General features: G+C 70.7%; 13 protein-coding genes. 3 read left to right on the top strand and 10 right to left on the bottom strand.

The features are described from left to right. Window positions 1-139: 139 nt before the first annotated feature. Both ACQPYK_RS02380 and rhaI read right to left on the bottom strand, forming a co-directional pair. Window positions 140-2,182 (bottom strand): bifunctional aldolase/short-chain dehydrogenase, encoded by a 2,043-nt coding sequence (locus tag ACQPYK_RS02380; RefSeq protein WP_433249439.1) that lies wholly within the window; start codon window positions 2,180-2,182, stop codon window positions 140-142. A gap of 254 nt (window positions 2,183-2,436) precedes the next feature. Beyond that, window positions 2,437-3,609, bottom strand: a complete 1,173-nt coding sequence (gene rhaI / locus ACQPYK_RS02375; protein ID WP_433249436.1) for an L-rhamnose isomerase — start codon at window positions 3,607-3,609, stop codon at window positions 2,437-2,439. A gap of 428 nt (window positions 3,610-4,037) precedes the next feature. Between rhaI and ACQPYK_RS02370 the strand changes: the two genes are divergently transcribed. Beyond that, on the top strand, window positions 4,038-5,513 hold the full coding sequence (locus tag ACQPYK_RS02370) for a rhamnulokinase (RefSeq protein WP_433249433.1): 1,476 nt from the start codon (window positions 4,038-4,040) through the stop codon (window positions 5,511-5,513). Here ACQPYK_RS02370 and ACQPYK_RS02365 read toward each other — a convergent pair. From ACQPYK_RS02365 to ACQPYK_RS02345, 5 genes are all read right to left on the bottom strand, one after another. Continuing rightward, a complete protein-coding gene (locus ACQPYK_RS02365; protein ID WP_433249430.1) occupies window positions 5,494-7,377 on the bottom strand; it encodes an ABC transporter ATP-binding protein in 1,884 nt (627 codons plus the stop codon). The two genes, ACQPYK_RS02370 and ACQPYK_RS02365, sit on opposite strands and share 20 nt — an antisense overlap. A gap of 220 nt (window positions 7,378-7,597) precedes the next feature. Beyond that, window positions 7,598-8,845, bottom strand: coding sequence for a formamidase (fmdA, locus tag ACQPYK_RS02360; protein ID WP_433249427.1), 1,248 nt, complete (start codon window positions 8,843-8,845; stop codon window positions 7,598-7,600). Between the two features lie 132 nt (window positions 8,846-8,977). Beyond that, window positions 8,978-9,625: an AmiS/UreI family transporter gene (locus tag ACQPYK_RS02355; RefSeq protein WP_433249424.1), complete on the bottom strand. Its 648-nt coding sequence runs from the start codon at window positions 9,623-9,625 to the stop codon at window positions 8,978-8,980. A 195-nt stretch (window positions 9,626-9,820) separates the two neighbouring features. Next, window positions 9,821-10,096 carry an FmdB family zinc ribbon protein gene (locus ACQPYK_RS02350; protein ID WP_433249421.1) on the bottom strand — a complete coding sequence of 92 codons (276 nt, stop codon included), beginning with the start codon at window positions 10,094-10,096 and terminating at the stop codon, window positions 9,821-9,823. Between the two features lie 242 nt (window positions 10,097-10,338). Next, entirely contained in the window at window positions 10,339-11,163 is an 825-nt protein-coding gene (locus ACQPYK_RS02345) for an AraC family transcriptional regulator (protein ID WP_433249418.1), read from the bottom strand. Between the two features lie 65 nt (window positions 11,164-11,228). Here ACQPYK_RS02345 and ACQPYK_RS02340 point away from each other — a divergent pair, with 65 nt between their 5' ends. Beyond that, window positions 11,229-11,639 (top strand): DUF2000 family protein, encoded by a 411-nt coding sequence (locus ACQPYK_RS02340; protein WP_433249415.1) that lies wholly within the window; start codon window positions 11,229-11,231, stop codon window positions 11,637-11,639. Window positions 11,640-11,708: 69 nt separating this feature from the next. Here ACQPYK_RS02340 and ACQPYK_RS02335 read toward each other — a convergent pair whose 3' ends face one another. Beyond that, window positions 11,709-12,956 carry an MFS transporter gene (locus ACQPYK_RS02335; protein ID WP_433249412.1) on the bottom strand — a complete coding sequence of 416 codons (1,248 nt, stop codon included), beginning with the start codon at window positions 12,954-12,956 and terminating at the stop codon, window positions 11,709-11,711. Window positions 12,957-13,182: 226 nt separating this feature from the next. Next, a complete protein-coding gene (locus ACQPYK_RS02330; RefSeq protein WP_433249409.1) occupies window positions 13,183-14,460 on the bottom strand; it encodes an aminotransferase class I/II-fold pyridoxal phosphate-dependent enzyme in 1,278 nt (425 codons plus the stop codon). Between the two features lie 137 nt (window positions 14,461-14,597). Between ACQPYK_RS02330 and ACQPYK_RS02325 the strand changes: the two genes are divergently transcribed. Beyond that, the gene (locus tag ACQPYK_RS02325) at window positions 14,598-15,479 is read left to right on the top strand and encodes a DUF4429 domain-containing protein (RefSeq protein WP_433249406.1); all 882 of its coding nucleotides are present in this window, start codon (window positions 14,598-14,600) and stop codon (window positions 15,477-15,479) included. A 223-nt stretch (window positions 15,480-15,702) separates the two neighbouring features. Here ACQPYK_RS02325 and ACQPYK_RS02320 read toward each other — a convergent pair whose 3' ends face one another. Beyond that, window positions 15,703-16,437, bottom strand: a complete 735-nt coding sequence (locus tag ACQPYK_RS02320; RefSeq protein ID WP_433249403.1) for an HNH endonuclease family protein — start codon at window positions 16,435-16,437, stop codon at window positions 15,703-15,705. Between the last annotated feature and the right edge of the window lie 197 nt (window positions 16,438-16,634).

Raw genomic sequence — 16,634 nt, 5'->3', positions numbered from 1 at the left:
CTACCGTAGACGCCCGGGCGTGCGATGTCACCGGTGGCGTGAACCGCGTGCGCAGGTGGCGGCCCAGACCGACCCCCGCCAGAAGCGATCTCCGCGTGGACAGCCCCTACGGGGCCCTCGATGGCTACCGACGCCGGGGTCACCGCAGGAAGGCGGCGGCGACCCCGGCGTCAACGGGAATGTGCAGGCCGGTGGTGAGCGACAGCTGTCCGCCCGTGAGCGCGAAGACGGCCGCGGCGATGTGCTCGGGCAGCACCTCGCGCTTGAGCAGAGTCCGCCGGGCGTAGAACTCGCCGAGCTCGTCCTCCGGCACGCCGTAGACCGCCGCCCGGTTGGCGCCCCACCCGGAGGCGAAGATCCCCGATCCACGGACCACGCCGTCGGGGTTGACACCGTTGACCCGGATGCCGTGCCCGCCCAGCTCGGCGGCGAGCAGCCGGACCTGGTGGGCCTGGTCGGCCTTGGCCGCGCCGTAGGCGAGGTTGTCAGGACCGGCGAAGACCGCGTTCTTGGAGGTGATGTAGACGATGTCGCCGCCCATGCCCTGGTCGATCATCACGCGCGCGCTCTCCCTGGAGACCAGGAACGAACCGCGGGCCATCACGTCGTGCTGCAGGTCCCAGTCGGCGACGCTGGTCTCCAGCAGGGATCGCGACAGTGACAGCCCGGCGTTGTTGACGATCAGATCGACACCGCCGAAGGCCAGCACCGCCTGCCGGACGGCCGCGACGACCTGCTCCTCCTCGGTGACGTCCACCTGTACGGCGGTCGCGACGTCCCCGGGCCGGTGGGCTCCGCCATCGAGCTCGGCGGCGACCTTCTCCGCGGCGGCGATGTCACGGTCGGCGACGACCACGCAGGCGCCCTCGGCCGCGAGCCGCCGGGCGGTGGCGGCGCCGATGCCCGATCCGCCGCCGGTCACCAACGCGACCCGGGCGGCCAGAGGCCTGGCGGAAGGCATCCGGCGGAGTTTGGCCTCCTCCAGCTCCCAGTACTCGATGCGAAACTTCTCCGCCTCCTCGATCGGCGCGTAGGACGACACCGCCTCGGCGCCGCGCATCACGTTGATCGCGTTGACGTAGAACTCGCCCGCCACCCGGGCGGTCTGCTTGTCCCTGCCGAAGGAGAACATGCCCACGCCGGGGACCAGCACGATGGCCGGGTCGGCGCCGCGCATCGGCGGCGAGTCCGCCGTGGCGTGGCGGTGGTAGTAGGCCGCGTAGTCCTCGCGGTAGGCGGCGTGCAGTTGCGCGAGCCGTACGGTCACCTCCGCGAGGGGCGCGTCGCCGGGCAGGTCGAGCACGAGCGGGGCGACCTTGGTGCGCAGGAAGTGGTCCGGACAGGAGGTGCCGAGCGCGGCCAGCTCGGGGTGGCGCTCACGGGACAGGAAGTCCAGGACCACGGCGGTGTCGGTGTAGTGGCCGACCTGCGGCAGGTCGGTGCTCGCCAGTCCCCGCAGGAGGGGGAACAGCGCCGCCGCCCGTTCTCGCCGCGCCGCCCGCGCCAGCGGCTCGTGAATCATCGGGCCGAACGGTTCGGGCCTGCCGTGCTCGGCGAGGTAGGCCTCGGCGGTGCGGATGACGTCCAGCGAGTTGGCCTCGCATTCGGCGGAGGTGTCGCCCCAGGTGGTGACGCCGTGACCGCCGAGGATGCAGCCGACGGCCCGCGGGTTGGCGTCCTTGATCGCGGCGATGTCCATGCCGAGCTGGAAGCCGGGCCTGCGCCACGGCACCCAGACCACCCGGTCCCCGAAGATCCGCGCCGTCAACTTCCTGCCGTCGGCGGCGGTGGCGATCGCGATGCCCGCGTCCGGGTGCAGGTGGTCCACGTGCGCCGCCTCGACCAGGCCGTGCATGGCGGTGTCGATGGACGGCGCGGCGCCTCCCCTGCCGAAGGCGCAGAAATCGAACGCGGCGACCATCTCGTCCTCGCGCTCCACCCCCGGATACACCGCGGTGAGTGCCCGCAGCCGGTCCAGCCGCAGTACGGCCAGGCCGTCCTCGGCCAGCGTGCCGAGATCCCCGCCGGAGCCCTTGACCCACAGCAGCTCCACCTCGGAACCGGTCACCGGATCGATGGCCAGGCCCTTGGCCGAGGCGTTGCCGCCCGCGAAGTTGGTGTTGCGCGGGTCGGAACCGAGCGCGTGCGAGCGCCGCAGCAGTTTCTCAACCGGCGAAGACATGAAACATCCCCCAGGAAGTCAACAGTGATCTCACGGTGTTCCGGTCCCCGCCTCGCCACCCGGAGTTCCGGCGGTACCGGGCCCCGAGATGAGAGCCCGGCGATGAGGGCTCCGGCGACTCGGGAGGCAGGAGGCGGGAGGCAGGAGGCAGGAGGCGGGAATCGAGCGGGACACGGAAATACGGCGGAAGCGGAATCAGTCGGGCCACGGGAAGCAGGCGGGACGCGGAAATACGGCGGGACGCGGCACCGGCATCAGGCGCCCCAGCCCGCCTGGACGCCGCCGGCACGCTCGGCGACGATCTTCTCGAAGTAGCCGGAGCGGGCGTAGGCCGCCATCGGGTCCGGGTCGAGGCCCATCTCCTGACGCAGCTCGGCGAGCAGCGGCCGGACGTCGGTGTCGTAGGCGTCCATCAGCACGGCGTTGGCGGCCAGCACATCGCCCTCGGCCTGGGCCTTCGCCAGCGCGTCCCCGTCGACCCGCAGTGCCTTGGCCGTGGCCTCCTGGATGTTCATCACCGAGCGGATCTGGCCGGGAATCTTCGGCTCGATGTTGTGGCACTGGTCGAGCATGAACGCCACCCCTCGCTCCGGTTCGGCGTGCCGGTCGGAGAGGGCGCCGCCGCGGATCACCTCATACATGATCCGGAAGAGCTGGAACGGGTCGGCCGCGCCCACCATCAGGTCGTCGTCGGCGTAGAAGCGGGAGTTGAAATCGAAGCCGCCGAGCTTGCCCGCGCGGAGCAGGAAGGCGACGATGAACTCGATGTTGGTGCCCGGCGCGTGGTGCCCGGTGTCCACCACCACCTGCGCCCGGTCGCCCAGCCGCAGGCAGTGCGCGTAGGCGGTGCCCCAGTCGGGCACGTCGGTCGTGTAGAAGGCGGGCTCGAACAGCTTGTACTCCAGCAGGAACCGTTGTCCCGCGCCCAGCCGTTCGTAGACGGCCGTCAGCGCCTCGGCCAGCCGGTCCTGCCGGGAGCGGATGTCGTCCTGGCCCGGATAGTTGGTGCCGTCGGAGAACCACAGCTTGAGCGTGCCGGACCCGGTGGCGTCCATGACGTCCACACAGGCCAGCAGGTGGTCCAGTGCCTTGCGCCGCACCGCCGGATCGGGGTTGGTGACGCTGCCCAGCCGGTAGTCGTCGTCCTGGAAGACGTTGGAGTTGACCGCGCCGATCCGCACGCCCAGCTCGGACGCGTGCCGGGCCAGGTCGGCGTAGTCGTCCACCCTGTCCCACGGGATGTGCAGCGCCACCGTCGGCGCGATCCCGGTGAAGGCGTGCACCTGCGCCGCGTCGGCCAGCTTCTCGTAGGGGTCGCGCGGCACGCCCCGCTGGGCGAACACCTTGAACCGGGTGCCGCTGTTGCCGTACGCCCAGGAGGGGGTCTCGATGGCCTGCGCCCGCAGCGCGGCCTTGACGTCGCTCATGAAAGTCTCCTCGCCGCGGGCACGGCGTGCGCGAACCGGGCGCACGCCGTGCCCGTGCCGACCGCGCCACACCCTTCCACGTTAAAAACGTTTTAGAAGATTGCCCGGGACACTAATTCCGGGAATCAAGACTTGTCAATGGGTCGTGAAGAGGCTGTTTCCAAAGAGTTACGGCACTCTCGCCGAGAGGAACGGCACCGCGCCGAGCCCCGATTCGAGCAGAGTCTTGCCCATTATGGCTAACACGTTTTAATCTATGCCGAGCCAAGGGAACCGTAGGCGGGCGAGGTCGGCGTCGAGGAGACCGACCGGCTCGCGCGGATCCTCCCGGCACGGTCTCGAACGTGCTCGACCGGCCGGAGCGCGTGCCCCTCACGATCCGGGCGCGGGCCGGTGGCGACCGCCCGACGACGAGGGGTGAGTGACGAATGAGCGTTCACGCGGCGGTGGATCTGGGCGCCTCCAGCGGGCGGGTGATGACCGCGAGGATCGACGGCGAACGGATGAGCTTCACCGAGGTGCACCGGTTCGCCAACCGCCCGGTCCGGATCGGGGGGACCCTGCACTGGGACGTCCTCGCCCTGTACCGGGGGGTGCTCGACGGGCTGCGTGCGGCCGGGCCCGTCGACTCCATCGGCATCGACTCCTGGGCGGTCGACTACGGTCTGCTCGACGGCGACGGACGGCTCATCGGCAACCCGGTGCACCACCGCGACGAGCGAACCGCCGGGATCATGGAGCGGGTGACCGCCGAGCTGGGCGCCGACGCGCTCTACCGGGTCGGCGGCGTGCAGTTCCTGCCGTTCAACACGCTCTACCAGCTGCTCGCCGAACAGGGCCTCGACCGCGCCAGAACGCTGTTGATGATCCCGGACCTGCTGACCCACTGGCTGACCGGCTCCGTCGGCGCGGAGACCACCAATGCCTCCACCACCGGGCTGTACGACGTGCGGACCGGCGACTGGTCCTGGGAGCTGACCGGCCGGCTGGGCCTGCCGGCCGCGATCCTCCCGCCGCTGCGGCAGCCGGGATCGGCGTCCGGCACGCTCCGCGCCGAGGTCGCCGCCGAGACCGGGCTGCCCTGCTCGACCCCGGTCATCACGGTGGCCTCGCACGACACCGCCTCGGCGGTCGCTGCGGTGCCCGCCGGCACCGGCCGCTTCGCCTACGTCTCCTCCGGCACCTGGTCGCTCGTCGGGCTGGAGCTCCCCCGGCCCGTCCTGACCGAGGAGAGCCGTCTGGCCAACTTCTCCAACGAAGGCGGCCTGGACGGCACCATCCGCTACCTGCGCAACGTGATGGGCCTGTGGATCCTGCAGGAATGCGTGCGCGCCTGGGGCGACGCCGACCTGGCCGGGCTGCTCGCCGCCGCCGCGCATGCCCCGCCGTTCCGCGCGGTGATCGACCCCGACGACCCGGCCTTCCTGCCGCCCGGCGACATGCCCGCGCGGATCGCCGCGTTCTGCCGGTGCACCGGCCAGCGGCCCCCGGCCGGCCGGGCCGAGACCGTGCGATGCGTGCTGGAGAGCCTCGCCCTCGCCTACCGCCGCACGATCCGCGACGCCGTACGGCTCAGCGGCCAGGACGTGGAGGTCGTGCACGTGGTGGGCGGCGGCGCCCGTAACGGGCTGTTGTGCCAGATGACCGCCGACGCGACCGGCCTGCCGGTGGTCGCCGGCCCCGTGGAGGCCGCCGCCCTGGGCAACGCCCTGGTCCAGGCGCGCGCCCAGGGTCTGGTCTCCGACATCCGCGCGTCGGTACGGCGCAGCGAACGACTCGACACCTACCACCCTCGCGGCGAGGAGGAGGCATGGGCCCGAGCCGAGGCCCGGCTGGCCATCGATGATCGACGCCTGCCCGCCGCCCCGGTCGGAGGCGGCCCGGTCAGTGCACCGCCTCGATGACCGGCTGCTGGTCGAACTGCGTGCGGTACAGCTCCTCGTAACGACCGCCCGCGGCGAGCAGGTCGGCGTGCGTGCCGCGCTCCACGATCCGTCCGTCCTCGACCACGAGGATGAGGTCGGCGGCCCGGACGGTGGAGAGCCGGTGCGCGATCACCACCGAGGTCCGCCCGGCCAGCGCCTCGCCCAGCGCCTCCTGCACCGCCGCCTCCGAGGTGGAGTCGAGGTGCGCGGTGGCCTCGTCGAGGATCACCACCCTCGGGCGAGCCAGCAGCAGCCGCGCGATCGTCAACCGCTGACGCTCTCCGCCGGAGAGGCGGTATCCGCGCTCACCGACGACGGTGTCGAGCCCGTCGGGCAGCGCCGCGATGAGGTCGGCGAGCCGGGCGCGGCGCAGCACCTCCCACAGCTCCTCCTCCGGCGCCCCCGGCTGGGCCAGCAGCAGGTTCGCCCGGATCGACTCGTGGAACAGGTGCCCGTCCTGCGTCACCATCCCGAGCGTCTCGCGGATCGACTCGGCCGACAGGTCGCGGACGTCGACACCGGACAGGCGCACCGTGCCCTCCTCGGCGTCGTAGAGGCGCGGCACCAGCTGCGCGATCGTCGACTTCCCCGCCCCCGAGGACCCCACCAGCGCCACCATCTGCCCCGGCTCGGCGCGGAACGAAACTTCGTGCAGCACCTCGACGCCGCCGCGCGTGTCGAGGGTCGTGACCTCCTCCAGGGAGGCGAGAGACACCTTGTCCGCCGACGGGTAGCCGAAGCGCACCCCGTCGAACTCCACCGACACCGGCCCCTCGGGCACTCTCCGGGCGTCCGGCCGCTCGCTGATCAGGGGCTTGAGGTCCAGCACCTCGAAGACCCGCTCGAAGCTCACCAGCGCGCTCATCACCTCCACCCGCGCGCCGGCCAGGGCGGTCAACGGCGCGTAGAGGCGGGTGAGCAGCAGCGCCATCGCGACGACGGCACCCGGCTCCAGCCGCCCGCGCAGCGCGTAGAACCCGCCGAGGCCGTAGACGACGGCCAGGGCCAGCGCCGAGACCAGCATCAGCGCGGTGACGAACACCGACTGCACCATCGCCGTGCGCACCCCGATGTCGCGCACCCTCCGGGCCCGCGCGGCGAACTCGGCCGACTCGTCGGCGGGCCGGCCGAAGAGCTTCACGAGCGTCGCCCCGGGCGCGGAGAACCGCTCGGTCATCTGCGTGCTCATCGCGGCGTTGTGGTCGGCCGACTCGCGTCTGAGCCGCGCCAGCCGGGTGCCCATCCGCCGCGCGGGCAGCACGAACACCGGCAGCAGCACCAGCGCGAGCAGGGTGATCTGCCAGGAGGTCCCGATCATCACGGCGAGCGTGAGCACCAGTGTCACGAGGTTGCCGACGACGCCGGAGAGGGTGTCGCTGAACGCCCGCTGCGCGCCGATGACGTCGTTGTTCAGCCTGCTGACCAGCGCGCCGGTGCGGGTGCGGGTGAAGAAGGCGATCGGCATGCGCTGCACGTGGTCGAAGACCGCGGTGCGCAGGTCGAGGATCAGGCCCTCGCCGATGCTCGCCGACAGCCACCGTGTCAGCAGCCCGAGCCCGGCCTCGGCCACGGCGATGACGGCGATGAGCACGGCGAGGACCACGACGACGTCCGCCGCCTCGCCGTTGACGATCGCGTCGACGACCCGGCCGGCGAGCACGGGGGTCGCCACCGCCAGGGCCGCCGTCACGACGCTCAGCGGCAGGAACCACATCAGCGCCCGGCGGCGGGGCCGCGCGAACCCGCCGATGCGCCGCAACGTGGCCATGGAGAACGGCCGCCGCTCCTCCTGCGCGTTCATCGCCTGGTAGAGCGACGTCCACGCGGTCGCTTTCATGTCCATCGCGCTGTCTCCAGGGTCCGGGGTGGTTTACGACGATCCCATAGGGCACCGACAGAAATCCCTCGCGGGCCGCCGTCGCCTCCGATGAGAGGGCGATACGGGAGAACCATAAAACCTCAACAATGCTTGAGGTCAATTCCTCGTCCGGAGCCTGAACAGCCGAAAGGCCTGCCCCGTGACGGGGCAGGCCTGTGAATCTCATCCGGTCACGTCCCACCGGTCAGGACGTCACGGCACATTGCCCCCTGTCCTTCTTGACGGGTCCCTCCGGGTTCGGGCGCACGTCGAAGTCGAAGATCTCCGTGGGCAGGTAGAGGGAGCAGCAGGCGTTGGGGATGTCGACGATGCCGCTGATCCGACCCTCGATGGGCGCCGAACCGAGGAGCAGGTAGGCCTGCTCGCCGGTGTAACCCCACTTCTTGAGATATTCGACGGCGTTGAGACAGGCACGTCGGTAGGCGACCGTCGCGTCGAGGTAGTAGTTCGTGTTCGTGTCGTGGTCGACCGAGACGCCGATGAACGACATGAACTCCGAGTAACGCGGCTCGACGTTGCCCGGCATGAAGATCGGGTTGGTGCTGACGCCGTACTTCTCCATGCCCCCCTTGATGAGGTCGACGCGGAAGTCGATGAAGCCCCCCATCTCGATCGCCCCGCAGAAGGTGATCTCACCGTCGCCCTGGCTGAAGTGCAGGTCCCCTCCCGAGAGCTTGGCGTCCTTCACATGGACGGGGTAGAAGACCCGGGCCCCGCGGGTGAAGTTCTTGATGTCGTGGTTGCCGCCGTTCTCCCGGGCGGGAACGGTGCGGGCGCCCTCGGCGGCGACCCGCTCGGCCACCTCGCCGGTCGCGGTTCCGGCGAGGGCGTTGTCGCGCAGCGGCGGCAGGCCCAGCGGCGGAACCCGGTTCGGGTCGGTGTCGATGAGAGCCTGCTCCCGCTGGTTCCAGCTCGCGAGCAGCTCCGCCGACGGCGCCGTGCCGAACAGGCCGGGGTGGGTGATCCCGGCGTACCGGACGCCGGGCAGGTGACGGGATGTGGCGTAGATGCCGTGGAAGTCCCAGATCGCCTTGTAGGCGTCCGGGAAGTAGTCCGTCAGGAAGCCACCGCCGTTCACCTTGGCGAACACGCCGGTGTAGCCCCATCCCTGGCCTGGCGCGCCGCCGACCTGCTGGGGCACCGGGCCGAGATCGAGGATGTCGACCACCAGGAGATCTCCCGGCTCCGCCCCCTCGACCCCGATGGGACCGCTCAGCATGTGGGCGTGGGTGAGGTCGACGTCCCGCACGTCGTTGGCCGAGTCGTCGTTGTGCAGTTGGGCGTCGGTCCACTCACGGCACTCGACGCGGAACTCGTCCCCGGGGCGCACCGTGGCGGCCACCGGTATGTCCGGGTGCCATCGGTTGTGACCCGGTACTTTCTGATCACGCATCGACCTTGCCTGGTCCACGCTGAACACGACTTCTGGCATGACGAGCCCTCCTCTTGAATCAGATGCGCGCTCTTTCGAAGCGGATGCGCGCCGGTGGTGCATCGACGGGTCACATCACCTCCTCCCGGACGGGCTCGCGGCCGGACCCTCGGGAACGGCCGGCGGGCGGGTCTAGTGGGCGGGGATCGTCTCCCCGCCGGCGGGTCCCGCCCGGCTGGAAAGCGCCCCGCGCTTCCTCGTCAGCGGCCACAGGGCCGCGAACACCACCACGCCGAAAACGAGCAGGACCGTGGCGACGATGTTCTGGTTCCAGCGCTGCCAGTAGCCGGTGAGGAGGAGGAACGACGGGATGGCCGCCGTGACCCATCCCTCGATCGCCGTCACCCAACCCGTGTAGGTGGTCAGGTTGGCGTGCTTCAACCCCAGCAGCAGGAAGAACAGGAACCACAGGAACGCCCAGTAGAGCCAGATGACGGAGAAGGGCCGGTCCCGCAGGACCCGGAAGTTCGCGAACGAGTACCCCAGCGCCATGACGGCCACGAACAGCGAGAAGTAACCGACCCCGGTGGTGTCGAAGGTTCCGAGCAGCCCGACCCCCACATACAGATAGGTGAATCCGAAAAGGAAGATCCCCGAAGCGCCGAGGATCGCATCGGCCCTGTTACCAGCGGTGATGATCAGCACGATGGGCGTGATGACCTGGAGCGCTCCGACGAAGAGGTTCAGGATGCCCGCGGACCGCGGGTCGACCCTGCCCAGGAGCATCAGCCCATTGATGAAGAGCACCGCGCCGACGTAGAGCAGTCCGACTACTCCCATCCGTGACACCCCCTAGTGCCTGTGACAGGGATTCAGGTGGGCACCGTGATCCACGCCATGCGGCGACACGACCGTGCCCGTGACCATGTCAGCCGGGTAGGCGTCTGTACGCCGGCCTTCGCCGGGCCCAGGCATCGCCGAACCGGACATGCAGTGGATGTGTAGGTGTAAACGTGTTGTGTCGTGTTCTGCCGTTCACGGCCGGGGCAGGTGCGCCAGCGCCGGATGCGGCGGCCGCGGAGACCGCCGGTGGGGAACGCCGGAGACCACCTCGGGCGCCTCCCGGCTCCGCTCCTCGCGATCGAACGCGCCGGACAGCGCCGGATGCGTCCGGTAAATGTTGGGCGGAGAGAAGGCGCGATGGGCGTCGCGCCCGCACGTGAGGCAGTCACGAGACGCCGGTGCGGTTCCTATCGGCAGGTGAACGTCGAACCGACCGCAGTCCGGGCAGACATATTCGTAGGTCGCCATAGGCACCTCCACTCCGCCCGTCCGGAGAGGAGGCCTGTCGCCTCGGGCTCTCCGGCTGACGGCACGGCGGATCCGCGACGAATCGGGTCCACAGCTCCCGGATTACCCGAATGCAACCGGCCTGTCAAGACATGAAACACACCCGTCGCCCGACTCTCGGTAAGGCACCTACCGCAGGTCAGAGGCGTATTACGGGCTCTCTCGGCCGCGTTGTCGCCGGTTCGCCCGACACGCTCGGCGGTTCAGCCCGAAGCACGGCGATAAGTGCCCGGTGTGATCCCGTAGGAGCGGACGAACCAGCGGGTCAGATGGCTCTGATCGGCGAACCCGGTCTCCGCGGCGACAGTGGTGATCGACGTGCCTGCCGCCAGGAGCTTGCGGGCGGCGTGCAGGCGGACCTGGCGCTGGTAGTCGCTCGGCGCCATGCCGTACGTCGCCCGGAAGGCGCGGTAGACGGCGAAGCGGCTGGAGCCGGCGGCCGTGGCCAGCGCGTCGGCGGTGAGATCTGTTCGGTAGTCGTCCCGGAGCAGCTCGGCCACCCGTCCGGCGACGGCGGCTCCCGGGGAGCGGCCGGTGCTGCGCCGTCCTGGGCCGCGGACGGCCGCGCGGCGCACCATGGCCAGGACGACGGCGTCGAGCAGCTCGTCGCTCAGCAGCGCGGGCGCCCCACCGAGAAGAGCGGCCTGCAGGCGGCGCAGCCCGGCGGCGAGCTCCGGGTCGTGGACGACCGGATCGGCGAACAGCGGCAACCCGGCGGGGCGTCCCGCGGACTGGGTCAGCGCGTCGGTGACGAGCTCCGGTCCGATGTGGACGATCCGATAGGTGAACCCGAGCGCGTCCGCCGCCTGGCCGTCGTGCGGCTCGTCCGGGTTGAACGCCATCACCATTCCGGCCGTGCTCGTGTGGCCGGAACCCCGGCAGGTGAACGCCTGCGCCCCGTCGTCGGTGACGCCGAAGGAATAGGTCTCGTGGCTGTGCCGGTGGTAGACATGCCGCTCGAAGTGGGCGTGCATCGCCTCCAGCCGCCGCTGGGGCGACCTCCAGTAGCGGGACCAGTCACGTGCCATGGGCATATTGTGCTCACCGCACGAGCGTTCAAGACCGGCGGGACCGGCGTGGCCATGCTGGGTCCATGCGTTTCGACACGAAGATCGGCATCGTGGTGCGTGCGGACCTCGCCGCCTGGCAGAAGCTCAACGTCACCGCGTTCCTGGCGAGCGGGGTGGCGGGCGGCGGGCCGCAGGTGATGGGCGAGCCGTACGCCGACGGATCGGACAACCGTTACCTGGCGATGTTCCGCCAGCCTGTCCTCGTCTACGCGGCCGACGCCGCGGGCCTGTCCGCCGCCCACTCCCGCGCGCTGGCACGCGGGCTGGACGTGGCGCTCTACACCGAGGAACTGTTCAAGACCGACAACGACGACGACAACCGGGCTGCGGTGCGCGCCGTGCCCGGTGACGAACTCCGGCTGGTCGGCATCGCGGTGTACGGGCCGCGCACCGCCGTCGACAAGGTGCTCAAGGGCCTCGCACTCCATCCTTGAAGATCACCGGCCCCTCAAAGGCATGGCCTCTGAAAGGCGCCGACCACGAAGGACGTCCGGCCCCGGCGGTCAGGGAGAGGGCACCTGCCGAAGAACGCCGGTCGCCGGGGCCGCCGCCCGGGTCCGCTCGGCCCAGCGTACGGCCGGCCCCATCGCGAAGCCCGCCAGCAGGAACAGCCCGCCCAGCAGGAACCAGCCCGGCGGACCCCAGGTGACGATCAACGCGGTGAGCAGCAGGGGGCCGAGCATCCTCGCGACCGCCGTACCGGCGCCGAAGAAGCCCTGGTACTGCCCCTGCTTGTCCGCCGGGGCCAGGGCGAACCCGATCTCCCAGGCGCCCGAGGCCTGCATCATCTCGCCCAGCACCTGCAGGCAGGCCGCCACGAGCAGGACGGCTCCGGTCACCCACGCCGTGGACCCGGCCGCCGACAGCGCGAACACCGCGCACGAGGCGAGCATCACCAGGCCGGCATGCCGTACGGCCCGCGAGGCGGTGCCCAGGCCGGTCACCCGCCGGGCCACCCGCACCTGGAAGAGCACGACGCTCAGCGTGTTGAGCACCAGCAGCGCCGACACCGTCCAGCTCGGCGCCGCGGTCCGCTGCACGATCCACAGCGGGATCACCAGGCTCAGGAGCGGCATGTAGAGCAGCATGATCATGTTGAGGAGGGAGATCAGCGCGTACGGCCTGTCCCGGAGCACCGCCAGCGCGGGCTCTCCGGCGGGAGCGGGCGGCGAGGGCGGCACGACGGGAAGCCGGAGCAGCACCAGGGCCGAGGCCAGGAAGCTCAGGGCGTCCATCGCGAAGACCGCCAGATACGCCTGCCGGGTGTCGAAGTGCAGCGCCAGGCCGCCGATGGCCGCGCCGACCGCCAGGCCGGCGTTCACCGTCGCCTGCAGGTAGGCCCGGATCTCGGTCCGCTTCGCCTTGTCCACCAGCCCGGCGAGCAGCGCCTGCCGGGCGGCCCCGAGACCGCACTGGCAGCAGGTGTAGAGGCAGGCGGCCAGGACGAACAGGGCGAAGGACCGGACGAACAGGAACGAGCCGACAGCCGTGCCGGTCGCCACGGCCAGCAACGCCGCCGTGCCCCGGGCTCCCCGCCGGTCGGCGAGGTGCCCGAGCGGGACCCCCGCCACGAACCCGAGGGCCCAGCCGAGGGTCAGTCCGAAGCCGACCTGGGTCGGGGAGAGCCCCACGATCCGGGTGAAGTAGAGCGCCGAGCACACGTAGTAGGCGCCGTCGCCGAAGGCGTTGGTCAACTGCGCCAGGGCGAGAACCCGCGGCGGTCCCGAGGAGGGGATGATCCTGCTGAACATGGGGCTCCCTGGTCATCACCGATGAGCCGGGTGATGTGGACGCCGACCGCCGCGTCCCGCTCTCCTCGCCCGCCGTGAGCGCTGTGTGGACCACACCCTGCTGTGTAGATCACACTCTAAGGAGCGCGCCACTTTCCCATAAGGTCCAAAAGCCACCAAATCGGTTGGGCCACATCGCGCTGTTCTCGCCCGCGACGTGGCCCGATGTCCTCTACCCGCCCGTCCTCTACTCGGCCTGCGCCAGCAGCTTCTCGGTCCCGACGAGACGCACGCAGACGGCCAGACCGGCGATGGCGAGTTCAAGCTCGTCCAGCTCCGGGTAGGTGGGCGCGATGCGGATGGTGCTGTCGCGGGGGTCGTTCCCGTACGGGTGGGTGGCGCCCGCGGGCGTCAGCGCGATGCCCGCCTCGGCCGCCCGGCTCACGACCTGGCGCGCGCAGCCCTCAAGCACGTCGAGGGCGATGAAGTAACCGCCCGGCGGATTGGACCAGGACGCCAGGCCGGTGCCGCCCAGCTCCTTGGCGAGGATCAGGTCCACCGCGTCGAACTTCGGCCGGATCAGCTCGCGATGCCGCCGCATGTGCTCCAGCAGGCCGTCCTCGTCACGGAGGAACTCCACGTGGCGAAGCTGGTTGATCTTGTCGGGGCCGATGGTCCCCTTGCCCATGTGCCCCAGGAGCCAGGCCACGTTGGCCGGAGACGAGCCGAAGAAGGCGACGCCGCCACCGCTGAAAGTGATCTTCGAGGTGGAGCCGAAGACGAAGGCGCGGTCGGGGTTGCCGTGTTCGGCGCAGAGCGCCAGCAGGTCGGCGATCTCCACCGGCGTGTCCGTGAGGTGGTGCACGGCGTAGGCGTTGTCCCAGAAGATCCGGAAGTCCGGCGCCGCCGCGGGCATGGCCGCCAGGCGCCGCACCGTCTCGTCACTGTAGGAGACACCGCTGGGGTTGCTGTATTTGGGCACACACCAGATGCCCTTGACCTGGGGGCCTTCGCTCACGAGCCGCTCCACGACATCCATGTCGGGGCCCTCGTCGTTCATCGGCACGGCGATGAGCTCGATGCCGAACCGCTCGCACAGGGCGAAATGACGGTCGTATCCGGGAACCGGGCACAGGAACGCGATCCGCGGCTCCTCCACCCAGCGGCGCCCGGCGCCCGGCAGCTTGCTCAGGAGGGCGTGCACGATGGAGTCGTGCATCAGCGAGAGGCTGGAGTTGCCCGCCGCGACCAGCTGGCCGGCGGGCACCTGCAGCAGGCCGCTGAACAGCGCCCGGATCTCCGCCAGGCCCTGCAGCCCGCCGTAGTTGCGGCAGTCGGTCCCGGCGGCGGCGGTGTGACCGTCGGGCAGGGTCAGCAGGGCGGAGGACAGGTCGAGCTGCCGCCCCGACGGTTTGCCCCGGGTGAGGTCGAGGGAGAGTCCTCGCCGGACCAGGGCGTCGTAGTCGCGCAGGGCGCGGTCACGCTGAGCGGTCAGCTCATCGAGGTTCAGGGCCGAAAAGGTCACGGGGGTTCCTCCGCCTGCCGGTCGCGGGTGGACTTCGAAGGATAGAAGACCTTCCGGCACGACCGGAACCCGAGCCCGAGCAGAGTCGCATGTCAGGCGGGCCCGTACATCGGCGACGATCGCCATAAGATCCCGATATGGCGGAGGTCATGGTTCGAGACGGGACGTGGACGTTCGACGGCGAGATCCTGCGGATCGTGCCCGGCCACGATCGGGGGGTGCACAAGCTGCGGCAGCTGCTGGGCGAGGTGGCCGTTCCGCTGGCGGCCGTGGGCGGCATCGCCTACGAGCCCGGCAAGAAGGGCGGTCGGCTGCGACTGCGGCTGCGGGAGGGCGCGGACCCGTTCACCCGCGCGACGCGCGGGCGGATCGCCGACACCGCCGACCCCTACCAGCTGGTCATCGACGCCGACCGTACGGGCGTCGCCGAATACTTCGTCGACGAGGTGCGCAACGCCCTGGTGATCGAGCAGGTGCCCGACGGCCCCAGCGACCGCTACCTGCTGCCCGGCCCCCAGCTGCCGGTGACGTTGCCGGGGGGCGACGGCACCGCGACGTTCGACGGCGAGTCGATCCGCGTCGAGTGGAACTGGTCGGTCGAGAGCGTCAAGAAGTCCGCAGGACCCCAGCTGTTCGCGCTGCGGGACCTGACCGGCGTGGACTGGACCCCGTCCGCCGGACTGGAGAACGGGCACCTTCGCTTCCACGTCAGAGGCTCGGCGCACAAGCTGGCTCCCAAGCACGACCCGTACTGCCTGGTGCTGTGGGGCTGGGAGAAGGAGACCCGGATGGCCGCGTTGTTCGTCGCCGCCCTCGTCGCCCGGCTGCCGCACCCCTCGGACGCCTCGCAGCCGCCCGCCCTCGAAGCCGCCGCGCCGGCGGCGCCCGCCCCCTCGGGCGATGGTGACCCGGACGCGCTCCTGCGCCGCCTGCGTGAACTGGGCGAGCTTCGCCGTGACGGCGTGCTCACCGAGGAGGAGTTCATCACCGCCAAGCAGGCGCTGCTCCGGCGCCTCTGACGGACACCGCTCCGCCGTGCGCGGAGGACGCCGTACACGGAGGACCCGGGGAGCGGGAGAACGCGGAGAGCGGGAGGACGCCGTGCGCGGAGGACCCGGGGAGCGGGAGGACGCGGCAGACACGGGGACACAAGGGATACGGCGGACACCGAGAACGCGGCGGGCACGGGAAACGTGGCAGGCACCGGGATCGCGGCGGGCGCGGCTCGTGGGGACCCGTGGCCTAGCGGCACTGGGCGAGCATGATGGCCTTGTCGGCCCGGGTGACCGGCAGGGCGTATTTCACCGCGACCTGGGCGAAACGCACGACATAGGCGCAGCGCACCCGGCGTACCGGCGGAAGCCATGAGGCCGGTCCCGAGCCGCCCTTGGCCTGGTTGGCGTCGCCGTACACGGGGATCAGGTTGAGCGGGTCGTTGGCGATCCGCAGCCGCTTGGCCATCGGCCAGCGGGAGGCGCCCATCCGCCACTCGTAGGACAGCGGAATCACGTGGTCGACCTGCACCTCGCCCGGCCGCTGCTTGCGCCACCGGATCGTCCTGCCGGTGTAGGGGTCGCGCAGCTTCATCGAGACGACGACGCAGCGCGACCCCCGTCGGTATTTCACGTACTCGCCGTCTCGGGCGAGCAGGTCGTTTCGGGTGCCACAGCCGTTGCGCGCGTACGGCACGCCCTTGGCCGTATCGGCCCAGTTGTCGCCGAAGCGGGCTCGCGTGTATCCCCTTTTCGGCCCCATCCTCCTGACCCGCAGCTTCTTGATGAGCCGGATCGCCACGACCCTGTCGCGCCCCGATCTGAGGGGGGCCAGACCGGGGCGCGTGCCCCGCGGGTTGTCGAGCGGGGCGACCCTCGCCTTGGCCGCCGAGGCGGAGGCCCTCGCCCGGTCGTCCCCTTGAGTCGCCAGCCCGAACATCACCGCGGCCCCCAGGACGACGGCCATCACACCCCGACTGCCCACCCGTGCCTCCGTAAAGGATCGCAGACCGAAACATGACCGATTCCCGTAACGACGCCGTTGACACGGACCATTGGGATGGATCTTCGTAGCGCCCCACGGACGAACGCCTCACGGGCGGGAAAGGGCTGATGCCGGGCGACGACGAGCGATCAAGAGAACAGATGTGACATGTCACATCTGGAGCCCCGTTATGAAAA

This window comes from Streptosporangium sp. CA-135522 (genome assembly GCF_050949235.1).
GTDB lineage: Bacteria > Actinomycetota > Actinomycetes > Streptosporangiales > Streptosporangiaceae > Streptosporangium.
The sequence above is the reverse complement of the archived record's forward strand: the minus strand, read 5'-3'. Positions and strand labels throughout refer to the sequence as shown.

What these genes read in the sequence shown, in the direction of transcription:
- ACQPYK_RS02370 (WP_433249433.1), top strand. Translation starts at nt 4,038, where the DNA reads ATGAGCGTTCACGCGGCGGTGGATCTGGGCGCCTCCAGCGGGCGGGTG.
- rhaI (WP_433249436.1), bottom strand. Translation starts at nt 3,609, where the DNA reads ATGAGCGACGTCAAGGCCGCGCTGCGGGCGCAGGCCATCGAGACCCCC.
- ACQPYK_RS02365 (WP_433249430.1), bottom strand. Translation starts at nt 7,377, where the DNA reads ATGGACATGAAAGCGACCGCGTGGACGTCGCTCTACCAGGCGATGAAC.
- ACQPYK_RS02345 (WP_433249418.1), bottom strand. Translation starts at nt 11,163, where the DNA reads ATGGCACGTGACTGGTCCCGCTACTGGAGGTCGCCCCAGCGGCGGCTG.
- ACQPYK_RS02335 (WP_433249412.1), bottom strand. Translation starts at nt 12,956, where the DNA reads ATGTTCAGCAGGATCATCCCCTCCTCGGGACCGCCGCGGGTTCTCGCC.
- ACQPYK_RS02340 (WP_433249415.1), top strand. Translation starts at nt 11,229, where the DNA reads ATGCGTTTCGACACGAAGATCGGCATCGTGGTGCGTGCGGACCTCGCC.
- ACQPYK_RS02350 (WP_433249421.1), bottom strand. Translation starts at nt 10,096, where the DNA reads ATGGCGACCTACGAATATGTCTGCCCGGACTGCGGTCGGTTCGACGTT.
- ACQPYK_RS02380 (WP_433249439.1), bottom strand. Translation starts at nt 2,182, where the DNA reads ATGTCTTCGCCGGTTGAGAAACTGCTGCGGCGCTCGCACGCGCTCGGT.
- fmdA (WP_433249427.1), bottom strand. Translation starts at nt 8,845, where the DNA reads ATGCCAGAAGTCGTGTTCAGCGTGGACCAGGCAAGGTCGATGCGTGAT.
- ACQPYK_RS02325 (WP_433249406.1), top strand. Translation starts at nt 14,598, where the DNA reads ATGGCGGAGGTCATGGTTCGAGACGGGACGTGGACGTTCGACGGCGAG.
- ACQPYK_RS02355 (WP_433249424.1), bottom strand. Translation starts at nt 9,625, where the DNA reads ATGGGAGTAGTCGGACTGCTCTACGTCGGCGCGGTGCTCTTCATCAAT.